The 19,365-nt window shown below is 59.4% G+C and carries 19 protein-coding genes; 6 read left to right on the plus strand and 13 right to left on the minus strand.

The annotated features are described in order from the left end of the window. Positions 1–6: 6 nt before the first annotated feature. From CGS25_RS07615 to CGS25_RS07640, 6 genes are read left to right on the plus strand one after another with little or no spacing between them, the layout of a single operon-like run. Positions 7–1,710 carry an NADPH-dependent assimilatory sulfite reductase hemoprotein subunit gene (locus CGS25_RS07615; protein ID WP_101675100.1) on the plus strand — a complete coding sequence of 568 codons (1,704 nt, stop codon included), beginning with the start codon at positions 7–9 and terminating at the stop codon, positions 1,708–1,710. A 16-nt stretch (positions 1,711–1,726) separates the two neighbouring features. Beyond that, entirely contained in the window at positions 1,727–2,053 is a 327-nt protein-coding gene (locus CGS25_RS07620; protein WP_101675101.1) for a DsrE family protein, read from the plus strand. 8 nt (positions 2,054–2,061) lie between these two features. After that, positions 2,062–2,475, plus strand: coding sequence for a DsrE/DsrF/TusD sulfur relay family protein (locus tag CGS25_RS07625; protein WP_101675102.1), 414 nt, complete (start codon positions 2,062–2,064; stop codon positions 2,473–2,475). Between the two features lie 2 nt (positions 2,476–2,477). Beyond that, on the plus strand, positions 2,478–2,858 hold the full coding sequence (locus CGS25_RS07630) for a DsrE family protein (RefSeq protein ID WP_101675103.1): 381 nt from the start codon (positions 2,478–2,480) through the stop codon (positions 2,856–2,858). Then, entirely contained in the window at positions 2,852–3,847 is a 996-nt protein-coding gene (locus CGS25_RS07635) for an NAD(P)H-dependent flavin oxidoreductase (RefSeq protein ID WP_089032624.1), read from the plus strand. The genes CGS25_RS07630 and CGS25_RS07635 overlap by 7 nt, the downstream gene beginning before the upstream one ends. Before the next feature lie 27 nt (positions 3,848–3,874). After that, positions 3,875–4,237 (plus strand): DUF488 domain-containing protein, encoded by a 363-nt coding sequence (locus CGS25_RS07640; RefSeq protein WP_089032625.1) that lies wholly within the window; start codon positions 3,875–3,877, stop codon positions 4,235–4,237. Between the two features lie 22 nt (positions 4,238–4,259). Here CGS25_RS07640 and CGS25_RS19200 read toward each other — a convergent pair whose 3' ends face one another. The 13 genes from CGS25_RS19200 to CGS25_RS07700 all read right to left on the minus strand — a co-directional run bounded on the left by CGS25_RS19200 (position 4,260) and on the right by CGS25_RS07700 (position 19,362). Further along, the gene (locus CGS25_RS19200) at positions 4,260–4,388 is read right to left on the minus strand and encodes a putative transporter small subunit (RefSeq protein WP_232802312.1); all 129 of its coding nucleotides are present in this window, start codon (positions 4,386–4,388) and stop codon (positions 4,260–4,262) included. 59 nt (positions 4,389–4,447) lie between these two features. Further along, positions 4,448–6,145: a sodium:solute symporter family protein gene (locus CGS25_RS07645; RefSeq protein ID WP_089032626.1), complete on the minus strand. Its 1,698-nt coding sequence runs from the start codon at positions 6,143–6,145 to the stop codon at positions 4,448–4,450. A 1,343-nt stretch (positions 6,146–7,488) separates the two neighbouring features. Next, a complete protein-coding gene (locus CGS25_RS07650) occupies positions 7,489–8,781 on the minus strand; it encodes a TRAP transporter large permease (protein ID WP_101675104.1) in 1,293 nt (430 codons plus the stop codon). Continuing rightward, complete coding sequence (locus CGS25_RS07655) at positions 8,782–9,327, minus strand: TRAP transporter small permease (protein WP_101675105.1); 546 nt, start codon at positions 9,325–9,327, stop codon at positions 8,782–8,784. Further along, positions 9,324–10,331, minus strand: coding sequence for a TRAP transporter substrate-binding protein (locus CGS25_RS07660; protein ID WP_101675106.1), 1,008 nt, complete (start codon positions 10,329–10,331; stop codon positions 9,324–9,326). Before CGS25_RS07660 ends, CGS25_RS07655 begins: the two co-directional genes overlap by 4 nt. 105 nt (positions 10,332–10,436) lie before the next feature. After that, the gene (locus tag CGS25_RS07665; RefSeq protein ID WP_101675107.1) at positions 10,437–11,006 is read right to left on the minus strand and encodes a DUF2889 domain-containing protein; all 570 of its coding nucleotides are present in this window, start codon (positions 11,004–11,006) and stop codon (positions 10,437–10,439) included. A gap of 78 nt (positions 11,007–11,084) precedes the next feature. Next, the gene (locus tag CGS25_RS07670; RefSeq protein WP_101675108.1) at positions 11,085–12,641 is read right to left on the minus strand and encodes an acyl-CoA synthetase; all 1,557 of its coding nucleotides are present in this window, start codon (positions 12,639–12,641) and stop codon (positions 11,085–11,087) included. Between the two features lie 30 nt (positions 12,642–12,671). Then, positions 12,672–13,778 (minus strand): hypothetical protein, encoded by a 1,107-nt coding sequence (locus tag CGS25_RS07675; RefSeq protein WP_101675109.1) that lies wholly within the window; start codon positions 13,776–13,778, stop codon positions 12,672–12,674. A 31-nt stretch (positions 13,779–13,809) separates the two neighbouring features. Beyond that, positions 13,810–14,256, minus strand: a complete 447-nt coding sequence (locus CGS25_RS07680) for a hypothetical protein (protein WP_101675110.1) — start codon at positions 14,254–14,256, stop codon at positions 13,810–13,812. After that, positions 14,253–15,320 (minus strand): phosphotransferase family protein, encoded by a 1,068-nt coding sequence (locus tag CGS25_RS07685; RefSeq protein ID WP_101675111.1) that lies wholly within the window; start codon positions 15,318–15,320, stop codon positions 14,253–14,255. Before CGS25_RS07685 ends, CGS25_RS07680 begins: the two co-directional genes overlap by 4 nt. Before the next feature lie 458 nt (positions 15,321–15,778). Next, positions 15,779–16,984 carry an enoyl-CoA hydratase-related protein gene (locus tag CGS25_RS07690; RefSeq protein WP_101675112.1) on the minus strand — a complete coding sequence of 402 codons (1,206 nt, stop codon included), beginning with the start codon at positions 16,982–16,984 and terminating at the stop codon, positions 15,779–15,781. 26 nt (positions 16,985–17,010) lie between these two features. Continuing rightward, positions 17,011–18,165 carry an acyl-CoA dehydrogenase family protein gene (locus CGS25_RS07695; RefSeq protein ID WP_198588720.1) on the minus strand — a complete coding sequence of 385 codons (1,155 nt, stop codon included), beginning with the start codon at positions 18,163–18,165 and terminating at the stop codon, positions 17,011–17,013. A 36-nt stretch (positions 18,166–18,201) separates the two neighbouring features. Further along, the gene (locus CGS25_RS07700; protein WP_101675114.1) at positions 18,202–19,362 is read right to left on the minus strand and encodes a CaiB/BaiF CoA transferase family protein; all 1,161 of its coding nucleotides are present in this window, start codon (positions 19,360–19,362) and stop codon (positions 18,202–18,204) included. Positions 19,363–19,365: the final 3 nt, after the last annotated feature.

Here is a 19,365-nt window from a genome sequence, read left to right on the forward strand (position 1 = left end):
GCGATCATGATCGACCGACAATCCGATCTCACCCAGCCCCTGGCAACGCTGAACGACAACGAACAGCTCAAGGCCCGCAGCCGTCACCTGCGCGGCGACATCGCCACGGGTCTGGCGGACCCGCTGACCGGCGCGGTGCCCGGTGACGACCCGCTGCTGATGAAGTTTCACGGCATCTATCAACAAGATGATCGCGATGTTCGCGCGGACCGGCGCCAGCGGCATTTGGAGCCGATCCATCAATTCATGGTTCGCATGCGCATTCCCGGCGGCGTACTCACGAAAGCGCAATGGTGGGGCATCGACGATCTGTCCCGGCGCTATGCGGAACGGGGTATCCGCATCACCACCCGCCAGACCGTGCAGTTGCATGGCATCCGCAAGCGCACACTGCGAGCCCTGATGCAGGGCCTTCGCGATATCGGCCTGGACACCATCGCCGCCTGCGGCGACGACAGCCGGGGCGTGGTCTGTGGCGCCAACCCGTCTCTCTCCAACGCTCACCGCCGGGTCGCGGAACTGGCCCGGGCCACCAGCGACCGGTTGATTCCGAAAACCCGTGCTTACCCGGAAATCTGGTATCAACAAACTCCGTCGGGCAATGATGCCGCCAGTGAGGAACCGGTTTACGGCGAGTTGTATCTGCCACGCAAATTCAAAGTTGGCTACGCCCTGCCGCCGATCAACGACATCGACGTCTATGGCCAGGATCTGGGCCTGATCGCGGTGGTCGACAACGGTGAGCTGCACGGCTTCAACGTTTGCGTGGGCGGCGGCATGGGCCAGTTGGATACCCGCGAGGACAGCTACCCACGCCTGGCCGAGGAAATCGGCTTTATTGATGCCGATCAAGCGCCCGAATTCGCCGAAACGGTAATGACCATTCAACGTGACTTCGGCGACCGCAAGGATCGTCACCGCGCCCGCTTCAAATACACCCTGGACCGACTTGGCCTGAACTGGTTTCTCGATGAACTGGCCCGGCGCCGGGGCGTACCGCTGGAGCCGGCCCGCCCGCAACGCTTCCAACACAACGGCGACCGGCTCGGTTGGCAGCAAGGCGATGACGGCCTCTGGCACGCCACCCTTTACGTGGAAAGCGGCCGCGTCGACGACGCCTTGCGCAGCCAGATCAGCGGTCTGTTGCAGCAATACGGTGGCCGCCTGCGGCTGACCACCAACCAAAATGTGCAACTGACCCACGTCGAAGACCATGAGCGCGAACAGGTTCAATGGCGGCTCGATGATCTTGGTCTTTCCTGGCGGCTGCGCCCCGACAGCCAGGCGGCCCACACGCTCAGTTGCGTGGCCCTGCCCACCTGCGGTTTGGCGATGGCCGAAGCCGAGAGATATACGCCCCGATTGCTGGACGTATTGCAACGCCTCAAGACGCAATACCACGTCGCGGACACGCCCATTACCCTGCGCCTCACCGGCTGCCCGAACGGTTGTGCCCGCCCCTATCTGGCCGAAATCGCACTCACCGGGCGTGCCCCGGGCCTTTATAACCTTTATCTCGGCGGCAGCTTTCACGGCGACCGCCTTGCCCGGCTCTATGCCGGCAACGTGGACGAAGAACAATTCCTCGGGCTGTTGGCACCGATGCTAGAGGATTTCGCCGCCGCGCGGCACAGCGGCGAACACTTCGGGGATTTCCTGATGCGCCGACACTGGCTGGACACCACCCCGGTGGCCCTGACCCATTTATAAATCGCGGGAGTCGATCATGTCCCATTATCTGTTCATACAAAGCCAGGACCCGTTCACGGAGACCCGGGCAGCCCGACAATACGAACTGGTTGGCGACCTCTACGACGCCGGTCACGACGTCACCTTGCTGTTGGTACAAAACGGTGTGACGCCAGCGCGCCAAGCCGCGCGCTCACCGGTCTTCGACCGGCTGCTGGAATGGGGCGTGCCGGTGATCGCCGACGGCTTCTCGCTCCGCCAACGGGAAATGCAAGAGAGCGACCTGAAAGACGCGGTGGAAATCGGCGATGTGTCCCTGGCCATCGACGCCCTCCTCGACGGCCACAAAGTGATCTGGAACTAGGAGCCCTCATGAGCGACAACACACTTCTGACGTTCGCCTTCATGGACCCGCCGTTCGAAAGCGAACGTACGGTTACTTTTTTTCGCCTGCTCGACGCGGCGCTGGAAAAAAACGCCAGCGTGCGGGTATTCGCTTATGAAGGCGCCGTGGCCCTGGCGTTCGCCCGCCAGCAGCAGCATGGCAACGCCGTGCACGGCCGCGACACCGGCGAGGAAGATCACCCCCTGACCCGCGAATGGATCGCCGCCCTGCAACAAAAAGCGGAACAAAAGGGGCTCAGCTTCGAGTGGATCAATTGCGGCCTGTGCGTTGACGAACGCGGCGTCAACGAGGTCATCGACGGCTGCGGCCGTGGCGGCCCGCCGGATCTATGGCGCTACGCCAGCGAAGCCCTCAATACCCTGACCATCGGCACGAGGTAATCATGAAAGTACTGCAAGTGATCGACCAGGCCTTCCGCACCACCACCGAAGAACAGGACGACACCATCCTCTGGCTCACTCAATCAATGCGTGGCGCCGGCGGTGACCTGATGGTGCTGCTCAGCGGCCACGGTGTGTACTACGCCGTGGCCCGGCAGCGTCAACCAGCGCTCGCGGTGGCCGGCTGGCAGCAATCACAACCGGCCAACGTGCCGCGCGATATCGCCAACCTGGTGGAAAGCGGCGTGCCGGTTTACGCGGTACAAGACGACCTGGAAGAACGAGGGCTCGCGCATCTTGCGTTGCAAAACGGCGTTCAGCCCGTCTCCCGCCGCGCCATCGCCGACCTCTACGAACAAGCCGACCAGATCTGGCAATGGTGAATCGCCGGTTCGCCCTGCACACGCCATTGTGCGATCTTCTCGGCTGCGAATGGCCGATCATGCTGGCCGGGATGGGCGGCGTCGCCCGCCATCGGCTCGCCGCGGCGGTCAGCCATGCCGGCGGCTTCGGCGTGCTCGGCATGGTGCGTGAACCGGCGGAACGGATCGCACGGGAGATCGACGCGCTGCGCGGCGAAGGCGTGGAACGCTTCGCCATTAACCTGATCCCCGCCGCCACCGAGCGGACGCTGTTACACGCTCAGGTCGACCTTTGCATCCGCAAGGCCGTGCCCTGGATGGCGCTGTTCTGGGAGGTCGACCACGACCTGGTTCGTCACCTCAAAGCCGAAGGCATTCGGGTGATTCATCAGGTCGGCCACCGTCAGGACGCGGAACGGGCCCTTCGCGCGGGCGCGGATGTCCTGATTGCCCAAGGGTATGAAGCGGGCGGCCACGTGCGCGGCGAAACCGGCATACTGCCGTTGCTCTCGGACCTGGTGCCGCTCAGCCCGGTACCGGTGGTCGCCTCCGGCGGCATCGCCGACGGCCGTGGCCTGGCCGCCGCCCTCGCCCTGGGCGCTCAGGGCGTCAGCCTCGGCAGCGCCTTTCTCGCCACCCACGAATCCAACGCCCACGATCACCATAAATTCCGTCTGCTCCAGGCGCGGGCCGAAGACACCGTTCACACCCGCCGCTTCAATCGCAATTGGCACGAAGACGCCCCGGTGCGCGTTTTGACCAACCGCGTCACACGAGGCGAATACGATGACTTGAAAGCAAACGGCATCGCCGAGATCATCGGCGAACAAGATGGCAAACCGGTTTATCTTTTTTCCACCGATTCACCGCTGGCCGACGCCACCGGTGAACTGGACGACATGGCCCTGTACGCCGGCCAGAGTTGCTCGCGGATCAACGCCCTGACCAGCGCCCGCGAGAGAATCACAACCCTGATCGAGGAAGCACGCCAGGCTTTGAACCCGCCATAACAGCTCAGCAACATTGGGAGCACCGCCATGACAACGCCCTCACGTATCCAATGCAAACGGGTCTACGACCCGCCCGAAAACGACGACGGTTATCGGGTGCTGGTGGACCACATGTGGCCGCGCGGCATGCGCAAGGAAGACCTCCACGCCGACGCCTGGCGCAAAGACCTGGCCCCCTCCAAGGAGCTGCGCCAGTGGTTCGGCCACGATCCCAAGCGCTGGGCCGCCTTTTACCAGAAATACCACGCCGAACTGCGCGACCGCTCGGAGGCGGTCAACGCCCTGCTCGACAACAGCGGCCAGCGCACTCTCACCCTGCTCTACGCCGCCCGCGATACCGAGCACAACAATGCCGTCGCGCTTAAGATGTATCTGCAGGCGCGCCGCTGAGCGGGCGGTCCTTTTTGCTGGGTCACACCAGTTCGCGGTTCTCCTTACGCGCCTGACGCCGGTCGAGCAACACCGCGCGACATATCAGCACCAGAACGCCCAACGTCAGAGCGGGCCAGATCAATACATAGAAACCGAATAAAATCGTCATGATAGACTGAGTCTCCTTTCAGATGTCGTCGCGCTGAACGACCGTGTGCGTATAAGACTTCAAGATCTGGAAGCCGTGCTCGCCGTTGCCGATTGCGACGGCGTCGCGCCGTTCGCGGCGCTCTCTCCATCGTAATTGCCCACGCGCTCACGAATGGTATCGAAGTTAAACGGCGTCTCGCGGCTGATCAGACTCATCACGACACAAACCAAAGTGCTGGTGCCGTAGGCGGTCAGTGAGGCCAACAGAACGGTGTAATCGCGCAGAAAACCGGTCGCAAAAACAAACATCGCCAGCATCGCGATGATGCCTGCCGCGAAACCTACGGTGCGGCCGAGAAAGCCGAACGTCATCAGGCCGATGATCACCCCACCACCAACGCTGGCCAACAACTCAAAGAGCAGCCCGCCCGCGCCCGTCAAAGGCACCAGTTCGAAACGCGCCAGGCAGAACATCGCCATGGAAACCAGGACGGAAACGGTAAACGCTTTATTGGTCACTCGATTCCAGTAGCAGCTGGCGATCACCGGAAAGACGATCGCGCCCCACAACGCCCCCACGAACACCAGCATCACCAGAATATCCAACGAGAAACTCGCGAATACGATACCCACGGCGGTGGCCACGATCATCGTTACCCGGCCCACCAACAACATCCGCTTCGGATCCGCCTTACCCTTCGCGATATTTTTGCCATAGACATCCGCCATCATGATCGCGGACAACGCCGAAAGATCGGAATCCGCCGTGGACGAAAGCGAACCGATCACCAGAATGAAGAACAAGGCGATGTACACGGGCGACAAGTAGCTGGACACCATCTGAGGAATAAGATTGTTCATCTCGCCGTTCAGCGGCTCGACCCCGAGCGTGAGCGCCATCAACCCGATCATCCCCAAGCCGATCACAATCGCGCCGTAGCCTACGGTGGCGGTCAGGAACGTTGGCTTGATATGCGATTCGTCCACCGCGAACAGACGCTGCGAAATAGTCTGGTTACCAATCGCATAAGCCAACACCGCCACAAAGAACGGCGCGCCTTGATTGAGAATCGCATCAGTGGAAAAGAAGTTGGCCTGCTCCGCGGTCAGATTATCCAATCCCGCCACCAACTCGGAAGGCCCGCCCATCGCGAAAAAGACCGCGGGAATGATCACCACGGCGATGGCCATCAACGCCACCAGCTGAGCGAAGTCGGTCAAAACCGACGCACGAAAGCCGGACCATAAGGTGTAAAGGAGCACGCCCAGGCCGGCCATAACCACGCCGCTCTGGAACGACAACGGCGAAAGAACCGAGACCAGCGCCCCCGCCGCCGTGAAATTAACCATCAAACTGATCACACTACCCAGAACATTGGAGAGCGCCAGAATCAGCTGGCTGGAACTGCCGTGGCGGGCATGAATCAACTCCCCAAGGGTATGGGCATTGGGCGCCAGCTTGCGGAAGCGGCGCCCAAAAGGATAGATGAACAAAATCATCAGCGCGCCCCACAACCCATAGTGAATCGGCCCCGAAACACCATAGGTATAGCCAGAGGTCGCCGCCGCATAGAACGACGCCGCCCAAATCCAGGTGGCTGTCATACTCGCCGCGCCGATACCGAAGCCGACGCGATGGTTGGACACCATAAAAGCGTCCGCGTCTTCGTTCTTTTTGCGAATACCAAGGGTCATCAGATAGGTGCCGCCATAAAAGGCCAGCATCAGAAGTATTACGGTGAAAGCGGAAAACTGATAGAGAGAATCGCTATTCAAAACGACACATTCCTCCTTAGAATGAACACAAACGCCGCCCCGCATGTCCGAAGCACATAACGAGAACGACCAAAAGAGACGCGGCGTGCAGAGAAGCGATGTCGCAAGCACAAGCTCGCAGGCAAAGCACCGGGCATTCGAGCCGTTGTAAAGACACGCGCAACGCTACGGCGAGAAACCTGGGGATGCTACCCGGGAAGATGAATCACTGGTGGCGAACGGCTGGGCATGCAGCGGTTCGCGCTCGAAAAGTGGAATGCCACGCATTTCCCCCTCTGAATCGATAGCGTCAGCTGACGAAAAAAATAACAACGCCGGCAAACCACAACCGCGAAAAAGATAAAGGACAGGGGAGCCAGCGATACAAGCAGGAGGCCCTCCACGCGCTCAGGTGGGCCGAAAGCGACGACAAGCTTACTGATTGGAAGATGATATGTCTAATTTCGCAGCCTCGTTCGGCCGCCGTCCGAAAGAAGCGACAACATCGCTATGTCGCCCTCCCAATCGAACCCGGCCCCCAGTACTTGATTCTGCCCGGCTACATCCCCCCTATCCCTCCTCGATGGCACCCGTGCTTCTCAAAAAGGAGGCGACACCACGCGTATGGGAAAGCAAGACCTTTACGGTCGCGCACTCATGATGCAAGGGTGTGTTAGGTTTGATTTGTAGGGTTTTTACCGACATTAGCCTATAAACCTATCCCATAACCTACACTTACTTCCTGGATTAGAGCGAACATGAGTGGACGTCTGTGGACCGATGCGCTGGCCCATTAAGTGCGGGCTCGAACGTAACGATTACCTAAACTTCCAGGCCATCGATAAGTTCGAGGCGCAGCAAACCGCCCTGGCGACGACCTGCAAAATGCGACGTCCCGAGCGGCAGTTATTCTTTCTAACGCGCTAGCGGGCCTGGGGAAGCGAACATCGCTAACCCGGTCCTTTTTATTGGTTCATTGCGCTTTGGCGGGAAACCGGCGTGCTGAATCGCCACCGCCTGGGGACGCGGAAGGAACCCACACAGTTCCGCTTTGAGGGCGCCCAACCGCCACGGGCTCTAACGGCGTTATTACCAACGCCTCCGAACTTGTGAGTCAACCCGTCACCTGGGTGCTCACTGCCGTGCGGGACAAGGGTGGTGCCTGCAGAGAGCTGTTTGACCCGGGACGGCCAAACAAACGGCGGCCATGGAGGGCTTGAGGGGTAGGCACCACCCTTGTCCCGCGCCCCTAATGGGGCCGCCCAGTCACAATCTCAAGAACCCGCTTTCCGCTAAACCAGATGTCTGTTCCGTAGCCGCGTCTTGATGCTCGTCGCGTCCGGAAGGCCGAGGACCCTCCGTACTCACGCGACCCAGCGGGTTAACAATGTAGCCAGGTCGGGAAACAGAATAAGGATTAGCAAAGAGCTGAGCAACGCCGCGATGAACGGAATCACGCCTTGATAAATCGTCTTGATCGACAGCCCTGGCGTGATTGAACTGAGCACGAACAAGTTCATCCCCACCGGCGGGCTGATCATGCCGATCATCACCACCATGACGACGACGATTCCGAACCAATAGGGGTCCAGCCCAAGCGCCACGATGATTGGGAAGAATACCGGAATCGTCAGCATGATCATGGATAATTCTTCCATCACGCAGCCGAGCAGCAAATAGATCGCACAGATCATCAGTACGACGACCGTCGGGTTGACCGAAAACTGTTCAACGAACTGCTGAAGCTGCCACGGCATACCGGTGAAATTGATAAAATTACCGAATATCAGCGCCCCCATCAGGATGGCGAACAGAATCGCGGTAGTGCGGGTGGAATCGTTGACCGCTTCCGCCAACCCTGCCCAGCCGATGCGGCGCCGCCCCACTGCCAATGCCAGGGTCCCAAATGCACCGAAACCCGCGCCTTCGGTGGCGGTAAAGAGGCCGCCATAGATGCCGCCAATCACCAACAAGAACAACGCTACCACCCCCCAGACCTTGCGCAGGGCGCGAAGCCGAACCGACCAGGGCTGTCGAGCGCTTCTCGGCGCGACCTGGGGTTGCAACCGGGCCCAAAATGCCACCATCGAGCACATCAGTACGACGCTAAGCAGGCCGGGCAGGAACGCAGCAGCAAACAGTTTCCCGATGTTGGTTTCGGTGAGAATGCCGTAAATGATCAGGATGGTGGACGGCGGGATAAGAATGCCCAATGTTCCGCCTGAAGCGATGGTCCCCGAGATCAGTTTCTCCGAGTAGCCCAGCTTTCGCATTTCTGGGTAAGCCACCTTAGCGATGGTAGCGGTGGTCGCGATAGAAGAACCACAGATCGCTCCGAAGCCGCCGCTGGCACCGACCGCGGCCATTGCGATACCGCCTCGACGATGGCCTAAAAAGGACCTTGCCAGCTCGAAAAGCTCGCTGGCCATACCGGCTCGCGCTGCGATATTGCCCATTAGAAGGAACAATGGAATAACGGACAAAGTGTAGGAAAACCCCGTGCTCTTGATTACCAGCACGGTGCTGATCAACGAGACATCCCAGCTTCTCAATAGAGCCAAGCCGGCGAAGCCCACCAGGCCCATCGCGATGGCGATAGGCACCCGCAGCCCCATGAGCAGAAAAACGACCAGAAAACCAATAAGCGAAACGGTCATTCAATCACCTCTATTGGCAAGGTCAAGGAGTGACGACTCCTGCGACGACAGCAGAGGCTTCATGGCTTGCGGCCCCTTCAATAAAACGATGGCGCCGCGGACGATCGATAACACGGCGGTCAACATCAGCATGAAAGCCATCAAATAGATGAACCAGCCAATCGGTATGCGCAGATGGGAACTGACGTCGCCATCGCCGAGTGTGCGCGCCGCCAGAACAAAGCACGCTTGCCCTAACAGGCCCAAGGCAACGCCGCTGACCCAGTCGGCCAATGAGCGGGTCAGCCGGTCAAGCCAGCCCCGGTAGAAATGATCCACCAGGTCCAGGCCCACGTGATCGCCGCGCCAGGACACCACCGGCAACGCCGTGAACAATAGGATAACCATCAGCATTTCACTGACCTCCAGGGCGCCCGTTATCGGCTGAAAGAACTTGCGCCCGAGCACATCGGTAAAGGTCAGTACCATTAAGGTGAACAGCGCCAAACCCGATACCAGCAAGAGCAACCGATTCAGATAGGCAGGCAGACGGCGCAACATAGTCATTGCTCAAGATCCTTTCGATACCGCTGGATCACCGCGTCGGGATCCTGGATACCTTTATCGCGTGCCAGCGTTCTCCAGTTATCCAACAGTGCCGTGGAACGCTGACCCACTTCCTGTACCAACGACCGGGGCGCCGGATCGACCTGGATACCGGCCTCGACGGCGTGCTCGCGCGCCCTGGTATCACGCTCATCGAGCCGGCGACCTAGATCGCGGGAGAAAGGCACCCCCGAGAGCGCTTGAATGCTTTGCTTGTCCTCATCGCTGAGGTCTTTCCAGCGTGCTTTGTTCATCACCACCATCATGGCGGAGCTATAAAGGCCTCCCTGAAAGGCGGTGACATACTTAATCAGACCCATCAGATTGTAGGTTTCCAGAGATTCCATTGGCAGCCAGGCGCCATCGACCACGCCATTGGCGATCAGCTCATAGGACTCGGTGGCCGGCTTCTGCGAAGCGTTTACGCCGAGTACTTGCGCCACGTCACTGACGACGCCACCGCCGACCCGGTATTTGAGGCTCCGCAGATCGTCCATGCTCTTGATCGGCTTGCGGGTGTTGAAGACCTGGCCGGGCCCGTGCACGAAAAGCGCGAGAATCTTCACGTCTTTAAACTCCGCTTGCATCACCGGAGTTCGTTTAACGAGCCTGTAGAACGCCGCCGAGCTGGCTTCCGCGGTATGGGTGTTGGCAGGCATTTCCACCAGCTTGGTCAACGGAAACCGCCCGGGCGTGTACCCGGCCACGGCGACGCCCACATCCGCCAGACCATCGCGGATGGCATTGTAATGATCGGCCGGGCTGGCGACCGGTTGTGGCAGAACGTTGAATCGTACGTTGCCGTCGGTGGCTTCGGTAACCGCCTTTTGCCAGTCATCCACCGCAGCGTAAATTGAATTACTCTTCGGCAACCATTGTGATACGAACAGGGTTTCCGCGGCCTGGGTAGTGGGCCATGCAGCGGACAGAGCGAGGGCTACTAGAACTACGCGAACGCCTTTCATCGTTTTCTCCTCTTGATTATTTTTATGGTCTTGGCGACCTTTTTAAGCGCGCCAGAGGCGCGAATAGCTCATGCAAATAATCACCGGCCGCCCGGTGGCCTGATTTTATTGCTTACCTTTCTCATAAAACCGGGGATAAAACTGACGAACCACCGGACTATCGACCGCCATGGAATAACAGCTGTCGATGTAAAAGGGTCGTTCGGTGATATCCCCCGTAGTCATGCTGCTTTCGCTTGAGCGGTTCTCGCGATGCGATGACAGGGTCTGAAACGCGACCGTGGCAACGCCAAACAACATTTCTTTGAGATGGGTACATCCGCAGGTACCACCCAACGCTTCATTCAGGCTGCGACGCCAGCCACGGGACAGATTGGCGCCGATCAACCGACTGATGTTGCTACCGCCACCCTGGCAGAATCGGTAGGGGACGGCGTCCATTGAATAAACAATATCCGTCACGTCCATCACGTCATTGATGGTCACTCGGGCGGCGATGTCGTGGATAAAGTCCCCCGGCACCAGCCGCCCCCGGGTCAAATCGTAATAGTCGAAGTATTTCGAGTCGGTGATCCGCGCTTCGATGTCCCAGAGCGCATCGTCACGAAGATAGCTTTGGTACTGAAGCGCCCTTTTATGGCTACAGCTGCGCTCAACGGGTTCCGGTAAAGGCATCTGGGGACTCCGGGTTAGTGAATGGCTGGCCAAGAGCGATCCATGTGCTCTCTCGCTGGCGAGCGGTGGCGTTTGCCGCTAAACGGTTTCCGCGGTTCGCCAATAGGGCGCACGAAGCTCCGCCTTCAGGGGCTTGCCGGCGCCGGACAGCGGCAAAGCGTCTCGAACCTCCATGCTACGGGGGCATTTATAACCGGCCAGATAGGACCGGCAGTGCTCCAGAATCTCTTCATAGGAAGCGGAGCCGCCTTCCTTGAACACCACCACGGCATGAACCGCTTCACCCCACTCCTCCGAGGGAATGCCAATTACCGAGCAGTCCTTCACTGCGGGGTGTTTATAAACCGCATTCTCGACCTCCCGGGAATAGACGTTCTCACCGCCGCTGACGATCATGTCCTTGACGCGGTCGGTCAGATAGACAAACCCGTCCTCGTCCATATAGCCGCCATCACCGGTGCATAACCAGCCATGACAAAAGGCCGCTTCCGTCAGCTCCCGCTGATTCCAGTAGCCCAGCATGATCTGCGGTCCACGCAATGAAATTTCGCCATGCTCGCCGCGCGGCAGCTCGGCTCCGCCACCAGGCACGGTGATACGTACTTCCATGCCGAAAGCGACCCGGCCAGTGGCCACTCGCTTACTGCACTGGTGCTCGGAATCAAAGTGGTATTTCCAGGGCAGTGACAACGACAGTGCGGTACTTTCAGTGAGGCCGTAACCTTGTATGAAGGTGCAATCAGGCAACCTTTCCAACGCCGCCGCCAGTACGCTTTCCGACATCGAAGAGGCGCCGTACTCGATATAACGCAGGCTGGACAGATCGAACTCCTGCGAGCGCGGGTGATTCAACATCATGTTGATCATGGTCGGCACAAACAGACAGTACGTTACCCTGTGACGCTGAATGATCCGCATGCCCAGCTCAGCGTCGAACTTCGGCAGGCACACATGGGTTCCACCGGCCAGCGTCAACGCGAAGGCTGGAATCGATCCGGCCATATGGAAGAAGCCGGCGGAGTGCATAAAAACGGTTTCCTCGGTGAAATGCAGCGAGGCAATCCAGTTAACGGCCGCGTACAACAGGTTGGTGTGCGACAGCATCACTCCCTTGGAGAAGCCGGTGGTGCCGCCGGTGTAGCAGATACTGCATAACTCTTCGCCCTCGCCGCCGGCGTCGGCGGCCGGCTCGTGTTCCGCGATCAAGCTTTCGTAGTCCGCCATCCACGCCGGCGTTTCGCCCTCGCCCATGAAGACCACTGACTCAATGCCGGCAGCGGTCTCCTGTCGCAACCGCGGCACCAGCCCCACGAAGTTTTCGTCGCATAACAGAAGACGCGGGCTGCAATCATCCAGTGCGTAAATGATCTCCGCCGGTGCCCAGCGGGTATTGATCGGCACCGATACGGCGCCGGCCCAGGCGACCGCAAAGAAAGCTTCGAAGTAGTTGTCACTGTTGAGTGCCAGTATCGCCACCCGGTCGCCCGGCTGGATGCCCTGGGATTGTAAACCGGCGGCCAGCCGTGCCACTCGTTGTCCTACCTCGGCCCAACTGCGCTCACGGTCCCTGTAAATCGTGGCTGTATACTGTGCCCGAGTTTGCACCGCCCGGGTCAAACAAGACGTAAAACGCATTGCATTTCCTCCCGAAATCACCGTGATCGATCAGATCGGCACATGCTTTTGAGCAATCTGGTATTTTGGGTAGCCCTTGGCGACGCCGTATTCGCTGACGCCGAAACCGGTCTGGCCATCGCATTCCACCTTGGTGAAATGATCACCGAGTTGACGGATCTGACGACGCACCTCGGCATCGTCCAGATTCCACACATAGTGATCGCTATGCTCTTGCCCCATATCGTCACCATGATTCCAACCGTTATGGCCACCGTAGCCACCGCCTTTAAGGAAAAAGCGAGCCGGCATCGGATGCAGCGTCAGTCGGCGCCGGCTGCCATCCCGGTAGTGCAGATCAAGCGTGCCTCCGGACCAGGTCTGGCCAAGCGGGTCGTCCGCCCAAGCGATGTCGTGATCGACATGATCAATATGGCGCTCAACGCCGTTCTTATCGATTTCCAACGCGGACAGAAAGAACGGGTTACCCGGCTCACGCTCCTTGAAAAACATGGATAGTGCGAAGTCTTCGAACTGGTAGGTCACCCAGAACCAAAAGAAGCCCTTGTAATCGGGCAGCGATTGCCCACTAACCATGTCGGTCTGACTCACCGAACGCACGCCCCAGGAATGGTCGCGCTGCGAATACCAGTTGTCCGGCGTGACCTGAAAACGGCGCCCATTCAGATCGATCCAGCCCTCCATGCGGCCAAACTGTGTCATTCGCGTCAGATCCTCTTCCACGCGGTTGCGCTTGCGTCGAAAGCTTTGATGTTCTTCCACCCCCTTGAAGCTCGCGTGCCAGTGCACGTCGAAAGTGAGACCGGATTCGTTCTCCTCGAGAACCAGACGATGGTGTTTGAGACCTTCCAGGATCTCGAAACGCAGCGGCCCGACACGAGTTTTCAACGGCGCATTGCCCAGCCTCCGCGAACCCCGGAACGAGTGTTGAACGTTGTCCACCGTCACTCCGGCGAATACGTCCATAAGGTTCTTGTTCGGGTACCAGCCAAGGCCCAGATCAATCATCATGTCACCAGAATCCTTTGGCGCGCCGGTGTACCAGTAACGTTCTGTCCAGCGATCATCGCTGGAAACGACGTGATTGAACGTGGTCGGAAGTTGATGGCCAATCAGGTCGTCTTGCGGCGAAAGCATTGTGAGTCTCCCTTGGGTTTGTCTTTTTAATTCATGGCGGAAAATCGACCGCTGCGATGCGGCGACGTTCGGCAGCCAGCCAGGCCTGCAGAACATCGCGGATCGCCATCTCGATGCGACGCCGCCGTTGCGGGTCCTCGATGTCGGCGGTGTTGTAGAACCAGTCAATCCAGACGTCGATACCGCGACGATAGGAGGCCAATCTCGACGCCATGTCGGCGCCTTGCGTAGGCGGCTCAATGACGGGCCCGGCCAGCCCCTGGGCCAGCTCGGAAAGCCGCGCCTGCCCCGCTTTCAGAGCGTCTATCTGCTCCTCCAGCATCGCTGGCGACCAGTCGGCCATGGCCTGAATCTTATCCAGCACGTCGATGATCGCTCGCACTTGGCCCTGAGCGTGTGCGCTCGGCAGCGCCTCAAGAATTTCGTCGCGTAGCGTGGCTTTGATGGCCATAAGGTAATGTTGGACGTCCAGATTCATGCCACCGCCTTGATCATGCTCATCAATCCCATCATTGCCGCCGAACGCTGCAGCGCCATAGCCGCCAAACGGATGTCATGGACGCTGCCTTTACGCACCCGCTCCTCGGCGCCGATCAACATTGAGGCCTGCTTATACTGACCTAGAACCTCGAAATAGCGCAGCGCCGCCGGATCGACGCGACGACCCGAGCGCTGTTCATATTGGTGATAAAAGGCTTGGCGGCCGAGCAGCCCGGAAAGAGTGGTATCAGTGCCACCAAAGGCTCGCATTCCGGCCCAGGCCAGGTCTTCATGGGGATCGCCAAGATGGGTCAGCTCCCAATCGAGAATGCCGGAGATCCGTCCTTCGTGGACCAGGAAATTTCCGACCCGATAATCGCCGTGAAGCAGCACCACTTCGGGAGCTACCGGCGCGTGGGCTCGTAACCAAGCGTCAGCGAAGCGCATCGCGCTGTCTTCCAAAGTACCGGAGGAGCCCGCCGCGTGACGTGTCCAGCGCTCGATCTCAAGCAAAGTGCAGTTCTCGGCAGACACTCCCGGTGTCAACCCTGCCACATCGGTGCCACCCCATGCGCAGCCATGAATGGCCGACAGCGCCGCGGCGAAATCCTGCTCTATCAGAGACCGGTCGTCGGAATGACACTGGTCGCCGGCATCGGAAAGCACGCTGTTCGCCATCATCGGCATGAGTGTAGTGCCCTGTAGATGCCCAACGATCATGAACGGTGCTCCGATCACCTCGGCATCATCACAACACCAGTAAGGCTGGGGAATCGGCAACTCCGGAATCCCATCAAGACAGGACAGCGCGACAAACTCCGGCCATGCCGAATAGGGTGCCAACAGACCGTTGGGATCACCGATTCGCAGAATCAACTGGCGCGCTTCAGCGCTGTCTTGCCGCAGCCCAAAACTGATCGTGATCCAAGAAAGGCCGGCGGTGAATCGGCTCAAATCGGAGATTGTCACGGCGGCATTGATCTGATTACTCAGATAGGATTCCAACCGTGGCACCAGTGCCTCCGTCCGCCAGATTGCCAGGTTTTCACCCTGCCTTGTCATTGCCTGTCCCCTTGTTGACTGCTGTTGCCAACTGATCTGATAAAGGAATTTAATAATAAACCGACCAGACGGTCAATGAAATTTCGAAAAAAATCAAAGTTCTTTTTTGGCACACATATAAGAAATATATGTATACCTTTAAATGGCCGCTACCCGCTCATTACCGCCAGTCAGCCCCCACGGTCTGGTGCAAAGGCACACCTGGTGCCCCCGCCGGTCGGATCAAACACCCCAGGGCTCTACTGTTAATAATCTGGAGAAAAACTGAAAACGCCGGCACACCGTCTTGCACGGTAGCGGATTACTCGCCGACGGTGAAGGAGGAGTGATCGTCACCGCCGAACCGCCGAAATGGTGTTATTTCGTTGGGTTTCCGGATATGCGCCCGGGCTTAAGCGCGGCTCAGTGACAATGGATATGAGCAGCACAACATGGCGATCATATAAACCGAATAGCCATCAACGCCCGGAGAATACGAATTTCTTATTCTGAAGAAACGACTGTATTCCTAACATTGCGTCGTTGCTGTCGGCACAACGGGACAGCGCTTCGGTTTCCCGAACCAGTTGGTCGGACAGTGTTCGGTCATAACTGCCCCGAAGTAGCCCCCTCGCCTCGCCGAACGCCAATGTCGGCCCAGTGGAGAGTTTCACAGCCAAGGCCTTGGCCCGCGGAAGCAGGTCCCGACCCGGTAGGTTTCTCGTCGCCAGCCCCCACTCCACCGCCTCTTCCGCGTTCAGAACGCGACCTTCAAAATAGAGCTCCGCCGCGCGCCGTTGTCCGATCAGCCGGGGTAAGTACCAGGAGTTGCCACCGTCCATCGACAGGCCCAGCGCGCCGAACCCGGTGGCGACGCGCAGATCGTCGGCCACGTATACGATGTCCGCGACATAGAGCAGGCCCAGGCCACCGCCAGCCGCCGCGCCCTGAACCGCGGCGATCACCGGAACCGGCAGCCGGGATAGTATGTTCAGCGCCTGGTGATAAGCGGCGGTCATTTGATACAGGACAGCCGACAACCGTTTTTCTGAAAACCCGGCCAGGAAATTCAGATCACCGCCGACGGTAAAATGCTCACCGGCGGCGCTGATCAGAAGCGCCCGAATCGACGGATCACCGCTGCAACGAATCGCCACCCGCTGCAGTTCCTCCGCCATGCTCAAGTCAATGGCGTTACGCGATGCCGGGCGGTTAAGTGTCAGTTCAGCAAGCCCGTCTTTCACCGTAAAGGTAACGGCTTCCGATGTTTCGCTCCGCGGCGGCCCAGACAAAGCCTGCTGCCAGAGAGCGCTGTCGGTAAGTTGACGCAGATGCGCCACACGGCACTCCGAGAATTGCAGCTCGTGAACGAATTCCGCCACCAGCGGACGACCGGATGCGCGGGCCAAGCCCTGGTATTCGCCACGAACCAACAGCCCGCCCGCTTCCAGTCTGTGAAAGGTTTCAGGCTGGGCACGAGCGTCGAAAAGCCGCCCCAAACGTCCCCAGAAGTTACGCCGTGTGCTCTCGGCGCCAGTGTATTCACCGCCCAGGTCAGCGGGCATGCCCTCGGTCATGTGCGCCGTGAAACGTGGATGCAATACCCGATCCAGAGTTTCACGATCACCTTCGGCAAGCGCGGCGTACAGCGCTTGTGCCACCTCGATCATCTCCGATGTTTCCATTTTTCCTCCCTCGCCAGGTCACTGGCTCAAAGGCGTTTGGCGACTTCCTCCAACATCACTTCGGTTGCGCCGCCTCCAATGGTGAGAACACGGGCATCCCGAACCATGCGTTCTATCGGCGTGCCCGTCATGTAACCCGTGCCACCATGCAACTGCAGGCACCCGTGCACCACCTCTTGCAGGGTTTCCGCCGCGTAGGCTTTCAACATGGAAACCTCGGCGATCACGTTCTGTCCGTTCTCGATCATGCGTGCGCACTGATAGGTGAGCGCTCTGGCCGCCGCGGCACGGGCGGTGAGATCGGACAGCTTTTGCCGCACGGCCTGCTGCTCCCACAAGGTCTTCCCAAACGCCTTTCGCGTCTTCACGTAATCAAGGGTCAGCTCAATGGCTTTCGAGCACTGGCCGGCGCACAGACCGCCCACCAGAAGACGCTCGTGCTGAAAGGTATCGACGATGTAGTAAAAGCCTTTGCCCTCCTCGCCGATCATATTGCCGCTGGGTATGCGCACGTCATCGAAGTAAAGTTCGGCCGTATCCGAGCAGCGCCAACCGTGCTTGTCCAGTTTTCGTGCCACGGTAAATCCCGGTGTATCCCGTTCGACGATGAACATGGATAAGCCACGGCTGCCGCCGCCATTGGGATCAGTACGCGCGGCGACGATATAGACATCACCCTGCACGCCGTTGGTGATGAACATCTTCGCGCCATTGATTATCCAGTCGTCGCCGTCCCGGGTGGCGCGGGTACGCAATGCCGCTACGTCGGAGCCAGCGTCCGGTTCGGTCACGCAGATGGCGCCGATCCTGTTCCCGGCACACGCATCGGGCAGATAGCGCTGCTTTTGCGCCTCACTGCCCCGTTTGACGATGTGCGACAAAGACATATCGGTGTGAACGGTGACCGAGGACGCGAAACCACCGAAGGTGCTCCGAGACAACTCCTCGGCGAACATAACCGCCGCGGTGACAGGCAACCCGCTGCCGCCATAGGCTTCCGGTGTGCTGATGCCAAGAAATCCCAGATCGCCCATCTGTTTGAAAATCTGTCGGGGAATAAGACCTTCCAACTCCCAGGCCTCACCGTGGGGCACCACCACTTCTTCAACGAACCGGCGTATCTGTTGCCGTATCATCTCCAAGTGGTCGTCCAGCGGCGGTTCATTAAAGAAAAATGCCATGCTCATCGCTCCCTGTCTCAAGGCTGACCGAAGTCGTCATTCATGGATATGTATCGTTCCACGCCGGGCCAGCAGGCCGATTTCATCGTCCTGCAGACCAATACCGGCAAGAATCTGTCGACTGTGCCGTCCCGGTGGGACCACGCCATGGCGAATGCGGCCCGGGGTGCGTGAAAACCGTGGTGCCGGCGCCGGCTGTGTAACGTTATCGATCTCGACGAAGGTGTCACGCGCGCGGTGGTGAGGGTGCTTCGGTGCCTCGTGCAGATCCAGCACCGGAGACACACAGACATCGCTGCCCTCCAGGCACCGGCACCACTCATCGCGGCTCTTGCGTTGGAATATGTCCGCCAGCAGGTTCCGTTGTTCTGGCCAGGACGCGCGCCGCCACTGTTCATGCAGCCGTGGCTCATCCGTTTCCAGTTTACTGAGCAGCAACTGATAGAATTTGGGTTCGATAGCACCGACGGCCAAATGTTTGCCATCGGCGCAAAGATAGGCGCGGTAAAAAGGCGCCGCGCCATCAAGAAAATTGGATTCGCGCTGCGACTGCCACTGCCCCCCCGCCGCCAGGCCGTAGAACAGGCTCATCAAAGTCGTTGCGCCATCGCACATGGCGGCGTCGACCACCTGCCCCTGGTCACCACGTTGTGCCTCAAGCAAGGCACTGACCAGGCCGAACGCCAACAGCAGGCCGCCACCGCCATAGTCACCGATCAGGTTCAGCGGCACTGTCGGTGGCTGGCCATCGGAACCGATGGCATGCAGCGCCCCGGCCAGCGCGATGTAGTTGATGTCGTGCCCGGCGACGCGGGATAACGGCCCTGTCTGCCCCCAGCCAGTCATGCGCCCATATACCAGTTTTGGATTGCGCGCGTGGCAGATCTCCGGCCCCAGGCCGAGACGCTCCATCACACCGGGTCGATAACCCTCGATCAATGCGTCAGCCTCTTCCACCAGCCGCAGCACCAAGGCAATGGCATCCGGATCCTTGAGATCCACGGCCAGCGAGCGGCGCCCCCGATCAACCACACTGGTGGGGCCCTTGAAACGCTCCAGAGCCGGCTCACCGGCACCCGGTTTACGTTCAATGCAGATCACATCGGCGCCCAGGTCCGCCAGCAACATGGCGCAGAATGGCCCTGGTCCAATGCCAGCCATTTCAACGACGGTGATCCCGCTGAGCGGTCCAGACATAAT

The organism is Alloalcanivorax mobilis (assembly GCF_002864685.1).
GTDB lineage: Bacteria > Pseudomonadota > Gammaproteobacteria > Pseudomonadales > Alcanivoracaceae > Alloalcanivorax > Alloalcanivorax mobilis.